8 protein-coding genes are annotated in these 15,670 nt (G+C 50.5%); 1 reads left to right on the plus strand and 7 read right to left on the minus strand.

The features are described 5' to 3' along the window. Window positions 1–769: 769 nt before the first annotated feature. The 5 genes from BC351_RS10785 to BC351_RS10805 all read right to left on the minus strand — a co-directional run bounded on the left by BC351_RS10785 (window position 770) and on the right by BC351_RS10805 (window position 12,424). On the minus strand, window positions 770–1,948 hold the full coding sequence (locus BC351_RS10785) for an exonuclease SbcCD subunit D (RefSeq protein WP_079411683.1): 1,179 nt from the start codon (window positions 1,946–1,948) through the stop codon (window positions 770–772). Between the two features lie 16 nt (window positions 1,949–1,964). After that, a complete protein-coding gene (gene addA, locus BC351_RS10790; protein ID WP_079411684.1) occupies window positions 1,965–5,927 on the minus strand; it encodes a helicase-exonuclease AddAB subunit AddA in 3,963 nt (1,320 codons plus the stop codon). Window positions 5,928–5,952: 25 nt separating this feature from the next. Beyond that, on the minus strand, window positions 5,953–9,480 hold the full coding sequence (gene addB, locus BC351_RS10795; RefSeq protein ID WP_079411685.1) for a helicase-exonuclease AddAB subunit AddB: 3,528 nt from the start codon (window positions 9,478–9,480) through the stop codon (window positions 5,953–5,955). Window positions 9,481–9,668: 188 nt separating this feature from the next. Further along, the gene (locus tag BC351_RS10800; protein WP_079411687.1) at window positions 9,669–10,784 is read right to left on the minus strand and encodes a citrate synthase/methylcitrate synthase; all 1,116 of its coding nucleotides are present in this window, start codon (window positions 10,782–10,784) and stop codon (window positions 9,669–9,671) included. 269 nt (window positions 10,785–11,053) lie between these two features. Beyond that, complete coding sequence (locus BC351_RS10805) at window positions 11,054–12,424, minus strand: class I SAM-dependent rRNA methyltransferase (protein WP_079411689.1); 1,371 nt, start codon at window positions 12,422–12,424, stop codon at window positions 11,054–11,056. 123 nt (window positions 12,425–12,547) lie between these two features. Between BC351_RS10805 and BC351_RS10810 the strand changes: the two genes are divergently transcribed. Further along, on the plus strand, window positions 12,548–13,555 hold the full coding sequence (locus BC351_RS10810; RefSeq protein ID WP_079411691.1) for a Na/Pi cotransporter family protein: 1,008 nt from the start codon (window positions 12,548–12,550) through the stop codon (window positions 13,553–13,555). Here the strand turns inward: BC351_RS10810 and deoC are convergent. Continuing rightward, on the minus strand, window positions 13,518–14,201 hold the full coding sequence (gene deoC / locus BC351_RS10815) for a deoxyribose-phosphate aldolase (protein WP_079411693.1): 684 nt from the start codon (window positions 14,199–14,201) through the stop codon (window positions 13,518–13,520). The two genes, BC351_RS10810 and deoC, sit on opposite strands and share 38 nt — an antisense overlap. Window positions 14,202–14,328: 127 nt before the next feature. Further along, window positions 14,329–15,669, minus strand: a complete 1,341-nt coding sequence (gene mtaB, locus BC351_RS10820) for a tRNA (N(6)-L-threonylcarbamoyladenosine(37)-C(2))-methylthiotransferase MtaB (protein ID WP_079411695.1) — start codon at window positions 15,667–15,669, stop codon at window positions 14,329–14,331. Window position 15,670 lies beyond the last annotated feature (1 nt).

The following is a 15,670-nucleotide window of genomic DNA, read 5'->3' on the forward strand; positions in this document are numbered from 1 at the left end:
CCTGCTTTCAAGTTATCCACAAGTGTCATTTGGGAATAAAATAAACACAATCAGTACTACATCAAGTTAGTACTTATTTAAGCTAATTAGAATTACTATACTAGATTTATAGAAAGCGAGGTTTTCAAATGAAAACTCTAAACTACTTATCCATGTTGATTCTTGGAATATTCATAGGCATCTTCTACTTTGTAGTAACAATTGTCATATTAATGATAAGTAACTCCAACATAATGGGGCATGAGCAATTGCTTCTTGATATCTACAAATACTATCTCCCCGCATTAATCTTATTTGTTGCAATCATCTTCAAACAAACTCACGCTTTTATTTGCATACTTGTAAGCTTGATTACAGAAATCTATTGCTTCTATCTTTGGGATGAAATGTGGCGTCAAGCAACGTGGATTTTTTAATTAACAGTCTTTGAAACCCAAAGACCCTCTGATACGCACGTTCTGTCATATCTACAAACACTTAAATGAATAAACCTCTATGAACATTTCAAACACAGCCAGTTGACAAGAATAGTGGGAGGGGTGTCCTATGATTATAAACGCATTCAAAACAACGCATCCTCACAAATAATCTTGCTCAAACGGCCGCATAGATTTTGTAGATACAACAGAATAGAACAATACCGAACAGAACATGCTCCGGCAGATATATCTTTATCCAGGTCAGGTCAGATCAGACCCACCACTGCCTACGAAAAGTCATTTCCTCATAATCTTCCAACCTATCTTCTCTCTCGCACATCAACGCCAACTTAGTCACCAACAGCATCCGCCAAATCTTTCTCCTGCAGCAGCTCTAAGAACAACCGCACCAGCTCAGGCTCCGGCTGCGCACCACCGGTTTGACGGGCGTAGAAGCGCGTGAAATGCTCCTCCATGGACAGATCCGCCTTCGGCACAGCAGCTCTGGCCGCCTCCATCTCTGGATAAATCGGACGAATATGGATGAATCCCTCGTACGCTTTGCGAAGTGATTGAATCTGTTCAATCGACATGGCTTCTGTCATTGTGATCTCCAAGTCAATCCACGCTGTCGCATCTTTCCGCTCCTCTAACCATTGGTGGACTTGGCCTATGCCTTCTTTGGCTTTCCAGCTCACGAGCGGACGCCCGGAAGTCAGAAATATTTCCTTCGGCTCGGCAGCCTGTCCAGGGGATAGGTCCAATAATGTGACCGATTTGGCCTGTCCAGCCTCCGAGAAGCTGTAAGCAATCGGCGATCCGCAGTATCTGATGGGAGAAGCAGCCTTCACGTTCTGCGGTCGGTGCAAATGCCCAAGCGCCACGTACTGCGCGCCCGCCGTCAAAGCACTAGTATCCACCGTATAAGCCCCGCCGACTTGAATCGGGCGCTCTGATTCGGTTTCGTGTCCGCCAAGGACGTATAAGTGACTCATAATTAAATTCACGGTGTCCGTTTGGAATGCAGCTGCCTGCTTGCGAATGAGCGAGCCAACCCGCTCCGAGTATTTGCTCCTTAGCACTTCTTCTTCCGCTACATCGGAAAGCAGCTCTTTCAGGCGCGATTCTGAAGGATACGGCAGCGCAATCAAACGGGCTAATTCACCTGTTCGGGCAATGCCAATCGACTGAATATCCGCTACCGGCAGGCCGATTAATGTGATGCCTTGCTTGGCCGCAAGAGGGCCTGAAGCAGCAAGCCGATCCGGATGATCATGATTGCCGGAAATGATCGCTACATGCCGTTTCCCGCCTTCTGCCAAGCGAGCGATGCCTTCGTAGAAGAGCTGCTCTGCTGCGGCAGGCGGATTCACGCTGTCATAAATATCACCGGCAATCAACACCAGATCAACGGCTTCATCCTGTACAATTCGCACAAGCTCATCGACGAATGCAGTCTGCTCTTCCAATCGGCTGCGCCCTTCAAGGGATCGGCCAAAATGCCAATCACCTGTGTGTAAAATCCGCATATTTCAATCCCCCACCCTACATTTCCAACAATTTCGCGCCATCAAAGAAATACAGAAATTTCCCATTGATCGGCCGCTTCCAAATTTGTTCCACAGCTCGTGAATACAATGTTATTTGCTTTTCATAACGTAATTGAAGCTCGGCATCGCTGCTGCCCTTGACCGCATCCGTTTTATAATCAACCAGCACAAGGCCTAGCTCATCCTCAAACAAGCAATCAATAACCCCTTGAATCAGCACCGTCTCGCCTGACGTGGAACGATCCGTTCCCAGATAAACCTCATCTGCGGGCAATCCATAGCTAAATGGAACCTCCCGTTGGATACGGGATGCCTGTATCATTCGTCTTCCAACCTCAGTCTGAAAAAAGCGCAAAATAACAGGAATATCCACAACCGTACTTTGTTCCAACGTGAGTGTTTGCTTACTCAGCATTTCAGCTAACGTGGCCTGTATGCTCGCTTCCGTCGGCATTTCCTGCAAGGATAGATTCTGCATGACGGCGTGAACAATGGTTCCTTTTTCAGCGGCTGTCATTTTCTTCTCTTCCATGAATCTGGGTCTGCGCCAAATGGTCGCACGCGAATTGTGCTTTTCAGGAACATCTGCTTTCAAGGAAGCCATGTCGCCACCAAATGGAAGCTCCATATCTTCGGCAATTCGATTGAGCTCCGACAGCCGTTTGATTTCCGAAACCGTTGTTTTGGCAAACAGCTTAGGCGCTTCGGAATAGGTGTAATCCCAAGACAGCTTATCCTCCAGCCATTCCTTCCAATCACCCGCTACAGCCACAGCTTGCAAATGACTAACTCGCTCCATGCGTGCCGCATCCGGCACATTGCTTTCTGACTCCGTTATTTCTTCCAGCTGCAAGCTCTCTGGCATAATGATGGTTAGTTTCCACTGCGAAGGATCGCTCAGCAGCCGCACCCCCGAGGATGACTCACTGAGCCCAAGACGCTCTCTCCAGAGCGCAGCATCCGGGTGACGAAGCAGCGCTGGACCAACCCAGTCGAGATAGCTTTTGGCTTTGGCCAATTCAAAGTCAGGCAAATACCACTGCGTCCTCGAAAGATGGCGTCCCCAACCACGAAGCAGTTTGTCGAGCGATTTCACGGTTCCGAGCAAATACAGCTTTTCTCTGGCCCTGGTCAAGGCAACATATAAGACACGCATTTCCTCTGCCAAAAGCTCAAGCTTCATACGCCGTTTGATCGCTAAGGAAGGCAGGGTCGGGTAGCTGACTCGCAAGGCGGTATCTACAAACCGTGGTCCGAAACCAAGCTCTTTGTGCAAGAGAAACGCATCATTCAAATCCCGTTGATTAAACATTTTTGCCATTCCGGCTACAAAGACAACAGGGAATTCCAGTCCCTTGCTTTTATGAATCGACATGATTCTTACGACGTCTTCTTGTTCACCTAGCGCACGCGCGGTCCCGAGATCGCCTCCGCTTTCCTTCATTCGTTCTATAAAACGGAGAAAGCGGAATAATCCGCGCAGTGATGTGCTTTCATATTGTCTCGCCCGATCGTACAAGGCTCTTAAATTCGCTTGTCTTTGCATGCCGCCCGGCAAGCCGCCGGCGAAATCATAATAGCCTGTTTCCCTGTAAATGTTCCAAATTAAATCAGCAAGAGAGCCCTGCCTAGCCTCGGTCCGCCATTTTTCCAAAAGACTTAGGAAATATGTCAGCTTCTGCAGAAGAGGCTCATTCTCCGCAGACTTCTCAGCTTTCACAAGCTGCAAGACCGACTCATAAAAAGGCACCGTTTTATCTGCCACTCGTATTTGCGCCAAATCCTCGGCCGTCAGCTGCACGACCGGAGAACGCAAGACGGCTGCCAGCGGGACATCTTGATAAGGATTGTCAATGACCTTCAATAACGAGAGCATGACTTCAACTTCCGTTGCCGAAAAATAGCCTGTGCTAAGCTCCGCATACGCGGGTATGCCTTGCTTTTTGAGCTCTTCAATAAGGATCGGCGACCACATCTGCGTAGCGCGCAGCAGGATCACAATATCCCGATACGTTACAGGGCGATCTCCGCCTGATTTTTTATCAAAAACCTGAAAAGTATCCTGTCCGCCCGCTCCAAGAAGTCCACGAATCTGGCGAGCAATGGTACGGGCCTCCAACTGCGCAGTTTCCAGCTCTTGTGCTTCCAGAATAGGATCAATAGCAGCTGCATGGCCATCTCCTGGTTGTTCGCTATTCCCCTCATCCTCATCTTCTGCTTCTGAAGCAAAGGACTCGCTTGCCCCCGATGTATCCGTCTCACGGTTAATCAGCAGCATTTCAACGGAGCAATCCGAGGCAGATGGCGGGTAACCCGCCCCGTAGACAAGCTCAGCCCGCTCATCATAGGCAATTTCACCTACGGATTCGTTCATTATTTGCTTAAAAAGAAAATTCACCGCATCTACGACTTGCAGCCGACTGCGGAAATTACGCGCCAGATCAATTCTCCCGCCTTCAGCAGGCGATTCTGATGTTTCATCTTTATTAGAACGGTACGCCTTGTACTTCTCCAGAAAAAGACCTGGCTCAGCCAAACGGAACCGATAAATACTTTGTTTCACGTCACCCACCATAAAGCGATTGCCAGGCTTCGCATTCGAAATCAATTCAACGATCGCTTCCTGTACACGATTCGTGTCTTGATATTCATCCAGAAGCACCTCGGCAAACTGTCTACGGTAAGCAAGAGCCGCTTCCGAAGGAATTAATTCACCAGGGATAGCGCCAGGGGCACTGAGGATTTGCAAACAATAGTGCTCTAAATCCGCAAAATCGATCAGCCCCTTCGCCTGCTTCCCTGTTTGATATCGCTGTCCGAAATCAGCAACCAGGTCCACTAAGGTGTGCAGAAGCGGAGCCATATCGGCAATTTCTTGGTGAAATTGTTCCGGTGTGCGGCCGAAGAGCTCTTCCTTTATTTTATTGATTTGCTCTTTGGCTTTGTTGCGCAGCTCCTTAACTTCCTCTTGGAGCTCTTTGTCGTAGTCGTCGCCTTTGCAGGCTTTGAGCTTGCCAAATTCAACGGTCTGAAAGCCCAGATACAGCACGGACCATGGATAGGTGGTCGTTTCTAACAAGTTGTTCACGAGCAGCAAATCTTCCCGTAAATTGTCCAAATACGGTGCCGGCCCGCCAGGGGATTCCGCGATGTCTACGGCTTGGCGCAGCAAGTCCGCTGCGCCTTCCAAATCCAGCGTCAGGTCGCGAATCAGACTCTGCTCCCAGAGCGAGTAATCCACCGGCGCCGCAGCCGCCGCAACGTAAGGCAGCGCCTCCTCTACCACGGAGGCAACCTCCTCCGGCATCTCCTGCGCGGCCGGCGGCCCAAACATCGAAGCCGTCGCCCTTAGCCAGTGCTCCGGCCACGGATGAGAGCGCGACACATCATACAGCTTCTGAATCAGCTGCATGATCGCGTCGTCGTTGCGCTCGCCGCTGAACGAATCGACCAGCCGCCAGAAGGCGCTGTTCTCTCCGCTTGCGGCGTAATATTCTTCAAGCATTTCGCCAAGCAAATCCTGGCGAAGCAGCTCGGCTTCCGTTTCATTCGCGATGCGAAAGCCGGGATCAAGCCGAATAAGGCTGAAATACCGCTGCACGACTTCCAGGCAGAAGGAATGCAGCGTCGTAATCGAGGCGCGCCCCATCAGCGCAAGCTGCTTCCGCAGATGCTGTGAATGCGGCTGCTTCATCAGCTCTTGTTCCAAAGCATCTCGAATCCGATGCTTCATTTCGGAGGCGGCCGCTTTGGTGAACGTTGCGACCAGCAGCCGATCTACATCTACCGGCTCCCACTCGTCCGAGATCCGGCGTATAATCCGCTCGACGAGCACGGCTGTTTTTCCTGAGCCAGCCGCTGCGGCGACCAGCATATTTTGACCCTTAAGCGTAATAGCGTCCCATTGATCATCCGTCCATGTGCTTCCGGGAGGCTTAGGCTGTTGTTGTTTCTTCACGTATCCATTCTCCTTTCCGTCCGTATTAATGGCTCACCTCTTGCTCCAAATCGGACCAAAGCTGATCTTTTCCTCTTTGCTTCAAGACATGGAGTTCGTTTCCTTCAAACAAAGGATCAAACTGACAAATCGATTTATAAGAACAGTACAAGCAGGCTGTTTTTTTGCCCAAACGATACGGGGAAATATCGACATGGCCATCCGTAATATCGGTACCGATCTGCTTGACTTGCTTGCGTACATATTTGCGCAGCGTATCCCACTGCTCGTCCGTAGCAACCGAGGAGCTGGAATAGAAGCTGCCGTCTTTCTTCAAGGCGACCGGAATCAGCTGAGAATGTCCTGCACTTTGTAACAGTTCATCATCCATCAAGCCGGCGACTTCCGCATCAGCGGTAATAAGCCCCTTCATCTTAAAACGTTTGCGCAGCTCCTTCTCAATTTGAGCAGGATCAAGCGCATTTTTTTGCTGCAGCATCGGGTTATGGACGTGGAAATACAGGACGCCTGCCGGCTTGGCGGCAATGCCCAGCCACTGCTCGGCATGGGTAATAATGACGTCCAAATACGTCAGCATTTGCAGCGAAAGCCCATAATACACCTCAGATAGCTGCAACGAGGTTGTGCTCGATTTGTAATCGATGACCCGCAACAGAACGCCCTGTTCGCCGTCTGCGCGATCGACCCGGTCAATACGCCCAATGATTTCCATGGTGCAGCCATTCTCAAGTTCAAAGATCAGCGGCGGCAATTCTTTGCCAGGCCCAAAGTCAATCTCCAAACCAAGCGGCTCAAATTGACCATGCTTCGCATGCTCGCCAAGCACGACGGCCGCCCTTCCCACAACCTGCTTCAATTTCCGCGCAATATAGGCATAGCGGCTTGAACTCAGCAAGATTTCGCCTTGCAGCCTTGGGGCAAGCTCATCAACAACCTGAGCGGAACGCTCCATGCATTGCTCCGCCGTCAGCGAGCCCCAGTCAAGTTGATCCTGCTGCAGCTTCTGGACAAATTGATTGAGCGCCGCGTGGAACAATTGCCCAATATCCGGGGCATCCAATCGGTAGACCCTTCGCTCCTGCAGCCTTAAGCCATGCGAAACAAAGTGCGAGAATGGGCACGCGACATATTTCTCCATCCGTGAAACACTCGCTCGTAGATTTTGACCGTACAGCAGCTTGCTTGTTCGGAGGCTGAGCCCTTCCTCTTTATTCGTATATTGCAAAGCTTGAACGACGGATTGAAGCTTCATTTGCCACTCCGGCTTGGCTGCATACCAGTTAAAGGTTTCCCACCAAAGATCATCCATGCGGCCACCCAGCATCCAGTGCTTCATGCGGACTGCCAAATAAGAAATCGCCTGATTCGGATGGGCAATATAATAAGACTGTTCGTTTGCTGACGACTCATTCGAAGGTTCAGCCAACAATAGCGGAGCTTCTGTTCCCGGAAAGAGCTGGCGAATTTGCTTGATAAGCTCAGAGGGCAGCAGTGATTTCCCTTCCTCATCAGCCAGCGGATAGCTCAACCATAATCTTTTCCCTGGCACGGTTAGCGAGGTATACACAATAAACTGCTCGTCCAGCAGCTTGCGGCGGCTTCCATCTGCCATCGGAAGTCCGGAATCTGTTAAAACCGTTCTCTCTGCTTCCGTCAAAACCCCTTTTTCAGCCATCTGAGCGGGAATGACCCCATCATTTACACCCAATATGTAAGCATAGCGAATTCCGCTGGAACGTGTCCGATCCATGCTCCCAATGAGCAGCTGATCCATGGAAGGAGGAACCAGACCCAGCTTCATGCTCTCCATCCCCGTCTCGATGAGACCATTAAACAGCTCTAATGACAGATCATCTTCGCCCATTGTCTCCACCAGTTGATCCAGCATATCCATGACACTGTTCCACATTTGTCCGTGCTCACGGGCTTTTTCTGGCTTGCCATCGCGGGTTGCCGCCTCGCTCCATGCCTCTAATTTCTCCGGCGCCTGCACCGAGACCAAGAGATCATACAAAGCAGCGACTTGATCCTTGACGGATTTGGCTTGCTGCAGCTTTTTGGAAAACGCCAGCAAAGGCTTGACTACCCATTCTTTGCTTGTGTTCAATGCATCCAGCTCCGCAGTTGGCTCCTGCGCCTGCTCATCCGCTTGCTCCAAGTTGGCCCGGAACTTAAAGGTCCATGGCTTGCCGTCCGTCCACCTATACCCTTGAATTCCAAAAGCCAATACATAGTTCTCTAGTTTATCCAGCTCTGTTCGCTGGTCGGCTGCTTCTACAGGGATCAACAAGTCTGTTTTGACACAGCGAAACACGGCATCGTAATGCCAATTATGCTGCACGACCTCCAACGCAGACCGAATGAACTCTACGAGGGGATGATGAAGCACTGAGCGCTTTTGGTCAAAAAAGTGAGGAATATCATAGTCGGTCAGCATCGCTTTCAACAGATCCTGATAACCTTCCATATTTCGCACCATGACGGCTATTTCTCGCCACCGCACGCCTTGCTCGCGAACGAGCTGCAGCATATCACGAATGGCCCCTTCAACTTCGGCACGGCGGTGAACCGCTTCTTTAATCACAAGCTGGTCGCTTAGCTTCTCATTGGATGCCGGTTGATAACGCCGAGCTGCTCCGCCAATCCGTCGATCGAAGTTGCGTTCCAAATAACCAAGAGCCGGACTATCTTCATAACGAGGCGAGTGCTCAGGCGCCAGCAAATGAACCTCCGGCGCATGCAGCCCAAGCTGCCAAATCATCTCTTGCATGCGAACCATCGTCATCGCTGTCGGATGAAACAGATCCAGCTCGTCCGGTTTATCTTCGGCTTGCAGTTCTCGGTCCACACAAAGTGTAATCGTCACTTGTCTGCAATTCGCAAATAAAGCGCCCACGACAGCAAACTCTTGCGGTGTAAAGCCGTGGAAGCCGTCAATCCAGATCGAAGCCGAACGCAAATAGGCAGACTTGGCTATCTGCTCGGCCAGCAGCGTCAAATAATCCTCACCGTCCAAATATTGACGTGCCAGCTCTGCCTCAAATTGGCGGTAAACCAGCTGTATATCATGCATTTTGTCGCGCAGCAAACCACTTTCACCCAGTGCCGTCGCACGTTTAGCCTCATGCTCCGTGAGCTGCTTAGCCGTCACACAATATCGCTTCATCTCCGTAAAAAGCTGATTCAATCTGTCGACAAATCCCATTTGCTCAGCGGAATGTCCGAATAGGCGAAGCTGATCTTTATATTTATGTAAAATGCTTGTTAAGAGCAATTTCTTGCCTGTATCATCAATCGGCAGTCTGACCGTGCCGCCCTCTTCCTGCATGACACGCCATGCCAAACGATGGAAGCTCAGCACTTGTGCGCGGATCATCCCGCGAATGCCGGGATCTGATACTAGCGCGTGCTCTGCTTGAAAAGTTGCCTGCTCCGGCACTAGTAAAATAAGCGGATCACCTTCCGGCTCTGCCGCCAAAAGCTGCTTCATCTCATCTAAACAACGTTCACTTTTCCCACTACCGGCTCTGCCGATCACGAATCGAATAGACATACAGGGCCTCCTTCATGCTTTCCTCGGAAAGCTTGCTTCGTTAGCAATTCTCACTTCTCTATCTTTCCTATTCTATCATACTTTTGGTAGAAATGAGGCGTGGCAGATGATGGGCCTTTCCCAAATCAAAGAAGCTGATCCTCCGATTTATTGTTAACGGAGAGATCAGCTTCTTTGATAATCAGTTCTTAGGATTGCCGAAGAGAGACGGGCAGTTCGCCAATATAGGTGGATTGTGGTCTGAAAATCCGATTGCAGCTGGCTTGTTCCAAGAGATGGGCCGTCCAGCCCACCATGCGGCTTGCCGTGAAGCTGGCTGTAAACAAATGTGGCGGCAGCTCAATGGCACGCATAACCGCTGCGGCATAAAACTCCACATTCACATATAAATTCCTTCCAGGCTTATAAACAGCCAACAAATCAACAGCTGTCTTCTCAACGTGGACAGCCAGCTCGAACCAGGGATCTTCGGAGGACAACTCCGTCATGATCCGTCTTAATGCTTCTGCTCGCGGATCGTTCGTTTTGTATATGCGATGCCCAAATCCCATTAGGCGTTTGCCGGATGCCAGTTGATTGCGCAAGTACTCCTCTGCCCGATCTTTGCTGCCTATTTCGTCCAGCATATGAAGCACTTCCGAAGGGGCTCCTCCATGCAGCGGGCCTTTCATCGCACCTATGGACGCACAAAGCGCCGAAGCCAGATCCGATTGCGTAGATAAGACAACACGCCCGGCAAACGTTGAAGCATTCATCCCATGCTCCATCGCTAGAATAAAATAAGCGGTCAGTACCTTCACATGGCTGGGCTGCGGGATTTCACCTGTCAGCATATACAAGTAATTGGCAACATGATCCAAATCTGTATGAGGCGCTATGGGCGAAAGTCCACGTGATTGTCGATATTTATACGCAATAATCGTAGGAAGCAATGCCGTATAGGCGATTATTGCCTTATCGCTTGGCGGCCAAGCAGACTGCGTATTATCGCCTGTACCCAGCACAGAGATCGCTGTGCGGAGGATGCTCATCATATCGCTTTCATTAGGCAGCAGGTCAAGTACGCTTTCAAGCGTTGCCGGCAAGGTACGTCCGGCGACCCATTGCGCTTTAAATTCATTAAGTGTCTCTTGACTGGGAAGCGAGCCATACCACAGCAAATAAGCTGTCTCTTCGAAGCTTTTGTGCAATGCCAACTCCTTGGCCTCGTATCCCCTGTAGACCAAATTGCCATTCTGTCCATCAACCAATGATAACTCCGTTTCTGCTGCGATTACCCCTTCTAATCCTGTTACTGATGCCATGTGCGCGTCCCTTCCTTCCGATGAGCAGTAATTAACTTCTTATTCTCATCTTAGTTGGTTTGCGCCGATTCATCCAATTGGCTTTTTCTGTCATCCTGATAAAAAAAATTCAATAATTTATTTTTATTGATCATATAAATTTATCGATATAGGGCAGTGAGGCTGTAAGACAAATAAGAGCCCCCAAAGGCTTCTACTCCGCTCAAATAACCTCTTTGCGCGTGAATAGAAGCTTTCAAAGACTCTTATTTCTCCGAGGCAGCAGCTACTTACTTGCTCCGCACCTCGAAGATAGCGAATTTCAAATAATGACCCTCATCCACGCCAAGAATGCGGGGATGATCCATCCCTGCTTCACGGAACTCGATTAACCGGAGAATTTTACCGGCATCTGTCGCCGCGGCATGAATCGTTTCAAGGAAAAGCTCAGGGTGCATATGGTAGGAGCAGCTCGCTGTAACGAGGTATCCTCCCTCATTCACAAGCTTCATCCCGTGCAGGTTGATATCTTTGTAGCCTCGGCAAGCGCCTTCTACAGCGCTTTTCGTTTTGGCGAATGCCGGTGGATCCAGAATGACGACATCCCAAGTCCGACCGCCTGTTGCTACAGGCTTTGACGTATCCACTTTCGTTTGCCCACTGCCGCCATTCGCGCGCACTTTGCGCTCATCCAAGCCTTTGACCTGTGTACGCAAATAGTCAAAAGCATCGGCAACCACGAACTCTACGCGTTCTTCAAAACCATTCAGTGCAACGTTCGTCCGCGCGCTCTCGATGGCATGCTCCGAAATGTCGAGGCAGGTTACCTTTTTCGCCCCAAATTTACATGCGTTAAGCGTGAAACTTCCGGTATGCGAGAAGCATTCCAGCACGGAAGCGCCATCCCAGTAAGGGAAAGTAACCACTTTCCCATTGGCATTGACCGGAAGCATCTGGCTTATTCCATTTTCTTCGATTTCCTTCAGCTCAATACCGCTGCGATGGCCCCAACCGGTCATTAAAGGACCGATGGCTGCGCGATTTTCTCTTTGATCGAAGAAATAGCCCGTTTTCTGTCCATCTTCAATGTCGACGCGAATTCGCAAGCCATTCTCCAGAATGTCTACATGCTTCGTACATTCGCCATACAGCAGTCCCTTGGTCTGCTTCAAGCCTTCCAGCTCACGAATGGAGACATCGCTGCGCTCGAAAATGCCCTTTGGGTTCATGACCTGAACCAATGCGGCAACAATGTGCTCGCGGCAGCGATCCATGCCCATCGTAAGAATTTGTACGACCAGCGTATCTTCAAATTTATCGACGATCAGCCCTGGAAGGAAATCAGCTTCCCCATATACCAAACGATAGGATTGCGCATCTTTTACGAAGCGCGTGCGATGCTGCAAGCAGCGTGTAAAGCGCTCCACGAAAAACTCGGTGGTCATTGCTTCCAGCGGTTTGTAGGATACGATTCGGACCGTTATTTGTGAAGCCTCGTTAAAATAGCCCGTTGCCAAATATTGACCCAAATGTGTTTGCACAGGGACAAGCTGTCCTGGTTCGATGTCTCCGTCTACACGCTCAATTTCACTCTTGAACACCCAAGGGTGTCCTTGCTCCAAACGAGGTTTGCGTTTCTTAAATAGAAATACTGCTGCCATTATAATCTTAGCCGTCCTTTGCGTGAAACCGTTCACCTCATCAGCTTGCTTGTCATGCTTGTCTGTACGGTCACATATATTGGTTGAAAATAAGTAGTCCGCTCACGAAGGAGAATCTCTACGATGCTGAATGCTATCATCTTGCCTGTGTTAACAGGCTTAGCTTTGTTTCTGTTCGGTATGAAGCTGATGGAAACCGCGCTTTCCTCTTGGGCAGGCCCTCGCCTCCAGCTATGGCTGGAGCGGTTCACCCGCACGCCGGTACGCGGCCTCGCCACCGGCACGATCTTGACGGCGGCGCTGCAGAGCAGCACCGCCATTACCGTGATCGCCATCGGCCTCGTCGGTGCCGGCGTCTTGACCTTCCCGAGAACGCTCGGCGTCATTCTCGGGACGAACATCGGCACGTGCCTCACCACCGAGCTGATCGGGCTCAGCCTCGGAGGCATCGGCGTGCCGATCCTGCTGGCCAGCGCTGGCGTATGGCTAGCCAGCTGGCTGGCCGGACCCTTGCCGCCTGCGGCGCAAGGGCTCGGCCTAGACCAAACGGCCGCCGCTACCCGCGGCCGGGGCTGGCTGCGCAGCGTCCGCTACGGCTCGCTGGCGGTGGCGGGCTTCGCTCTCGTGCTGCTCGGCATCGAGATCATGCAAACGATCGGGCCTGCGCTGCAGACCCGCGGGCTCTTCGCCTGGTTCGTCCAAGAAGCGCAGACGAGCCTGCTCTGGGGCATCATCGCCGGTGCCGCGGTCACCGCGCTCGTGCACAGCAGCGCCGCCGTCATCGCGATGGCGATGGGCCTTGCCGCGGTGCAGGGGATTCCCGTTGAGCTTGGCGTCGCGATTACGATCGGTGCCAATGTAGGCACCTGCGCAACCGCGCTGATCGCTGGGATGAGCAGCTCGCGCGCCGGGCGTTACGTCGCCTGGTCGCATATCCTCCTTAATGTCGGAGGCGCGATCCTCTTTTACCCATTCATCCATCAGCTCGTCAGCCTCTCAGCGCTTCTGGCCAATGATGCGTCCGAGCAAATCGCCCGATCCCAAACGATCTTCAATGTTGCTTGCTCTTTGATCGCTTTGCCGCTTTGTTATCTTAATATGTGGAAGCGTCTTGAGTTCCGTTCACAATAGCAACACCGGAGCTGGTTCCGAGTCTTGTTGCCCCTGCTTCGATCATGGCAACAGCGGTTTGCAAGTCTCTAACGCCGCCGGAAGCCTTAACGCCAATCGTATCGGATACGTTGTGACGCATTAAACGAACGTCTTCTACCGTAGCCCCGCCTGGGCCAAAACCAGTCGAAGTTTTCACGAAATGAGCGCCTGCTTCTTCCGACAAACGGCATGCTGCGGCTTTCTGCTCATCATTCAGGAAGCCGGTTTCCATAATCACTTTGACGATGGCTTTGCCTTTTACTGCATCCACAACTTGCTTAATGTCCGAGCGAACAGCGTCATGCTGGCCTTCAAGCAATAATCCGATCGGCAGCACCGTGTCAATCTCAGCTGCGCCATTTTCCACAGCTTTGGCCGCTTCGAAAGCTTTCACTTCACTTAGGCTTGCCCCCAGCGGGAAACCAACAACAGCTGCCACTTTCACTTCTGTGCCTTCAAGCGCTTTGGCAGCAACAGCAACGAACTGGGAGTTCACACAAACACTATAAAAATGATGCTCAGCAGCCTCTTCACATAATTTGTGAATCGCAGCTGTGCTTGCATCCGGTTTTAATAACGTATGATCAATATATTTAGCAATTTCCTTTGCACTTAACGTTGTCATGTCAGGCACCTCTTCAATTAGTATAGTAAATTATTTTCGTCATCTTTCAAAGACAAAACCTCTATCGCAGTCATTCATGAAAGAGCGACCACGCTTAGAGGTAGGTTTCATCGCCTAAAGGTAAGCCTTACAAATTGACAACTGCTGCCGCTTCCAATACCCGCACCAACTGCCCCTTGCTTTCGTTCACACCAGCTTCTGTTACTTTCACACGGCACACTTGACCGATCATGTCTTCCGAGCCTTCAAATACCAACTGGACATAGTTGTCGGAATAACCGCTGTACAACCCGCTGTCCGGAGCCCCTTTGTAGGCGCGTTCTGGAATAACTTCCAGTACTTGACCGATAAATTTCTGCGCATAAGCCAACTGCATCTTCTCAGACAGATCAATTAGCTCGTGTACGCGCGTATTTTTGATTTCTTCGTCGACTTGATCCTCCATCCGTGCGGCAGGCGTGCCTGTCCGTTTGGAATAAGGGAATACGTGCATCTCGGAGAACTTCATACGCTCCATAAACTCAACGCCATTTCGGAACATTTCGTCTGTTTCACCAGGAAAGCCCACGATAATATCTGTTGTGATTGCAACATCCGGCATAATTTCATGCAAACGCTCGATTTTCCCTGCGAACTCAGATGTTGTATACTTTCTGCGCATGCGAGCCAGAACCTGGTCATCCCCAGCTTGCAGCGGGATATGCAAATGACGGCACATTTTGTCAGACGATTTCAGAACTTCAATGACTTCATCTGTGATTTGGCTGGCTTCAATCGACGAAATCCGAATCCGCTTCAAGCCCTCCACTTTGTCCAGATCCCACAGCAGTTTCGCCAAGCTGTAATCCTCAATATCTTCGCCATAACCGCCTGTATGGATACCCGTCAGGACGATTTCCTGATACCCTGCTGCCACTAGCTGTCTAGCTTGGGCGATCACGCTTTGCGGCTCACGACTGCGCATGAGGCCCCGCGACCATGGAATAATGCAGAAGGTGCAGAAGTTGTTGCAGCCTTCTTGAATTTTCAGAAACGCCCTTGTCCGGTCGGCAAAATCAGGCACATCCAATTCTTCGAATTGGCGTGTTTTCATGATATTGCGCACCGCATTGATCGGTTGACGATCAGTTTCAAATTGTTTGACAAGCGGCAAAATGTTCTCTCGGTCCTGTGTCCCGATCACCATATCCACGCCAGGAATAGCCATAATTTCGGCTGGCGAGGTTTGCGCATAGCAGCCTGTTACCGCTACAATGGCTTCTGGATTGCGGCGAATTGCCCGACGAATCATTTGACGACTTTTTTTGTCCCCTGTATTTGTAACGGTACATGTATTGATGACATACACATCCGCGGTTTGTTCGAAGTCAACCTGCTCGTAACCCTCATTTTTGAATAATTGCCAAATGGCTTCTGTATCATAGAAATTCACTTTACACCCTAATGTATGAAACGCTACCGTTGCCATA

This window comes from Paenibacillus ferrarius (genome assembly GCF_002027705.1).
In the GTDB taxonomy this organism is placed as follows: domain Bacteria; phylum Bacillota; class Bacilli; order Paenibacillales; family NBRC-103111; genus Paenibacillus_E; species Paenibacillus_E ferrarius.

What these genes read in the sequence shown, in the direction of transcription:
- BC351_RS10785 (WP_079411683.1), bottom strand. Translation starts at nt 1,948, where the DNA reads ATGCGGATTTTACACACAGGTGATTGGCATTTTGGCCGATCCCTTGAA.
- addB (WP_079411685.1), bottom strand. Translation starts at nt 9,480, where the DNA reads ATGTCTATTCGATTCGTGATCGGCAGAGCCGGTAGTGGGAAAAGTGAA.
- BC351_RS10800 (WP_079411687.1), bottom strand. Translation starts at nt 10,784, where the DNA reads ATGGCATCAGTAACAGGATTAGAAGGGGTAATCGCAGCAGAAACGGAG.
- BC351_RS10805 (WP_079411689.1), bottom strand. Translation starts at nt 12,424, where the DNA reads ATGGCAGCAGTATTTCTATTTAAGAAACGCAAACCTCGTTTGGAGCAA.
- BC351_RS10810 (WP_079411691.1), top strand. Translation starts at nt 12,548, where the DNA reads ATGCTGAATGCTATCATCTTGCCTGTGTTAACAGGCTTAGCTTTGTTT.
- deoC (WP_079411693.1), bottom strand. Translation starts at nt 14,201, where the DNA reads ATGACAACGTTAAGTGCAAAGGAAATTGCTAAATATATTGATCATACG.
- mtaB (WP_079411695.1), bottom strand. Translation starts at nt 15,669, where the DNA reads ATGGCAACGGTAGCGTTTCATACATTAGGGTGTAAAGTGAATTTCTAT.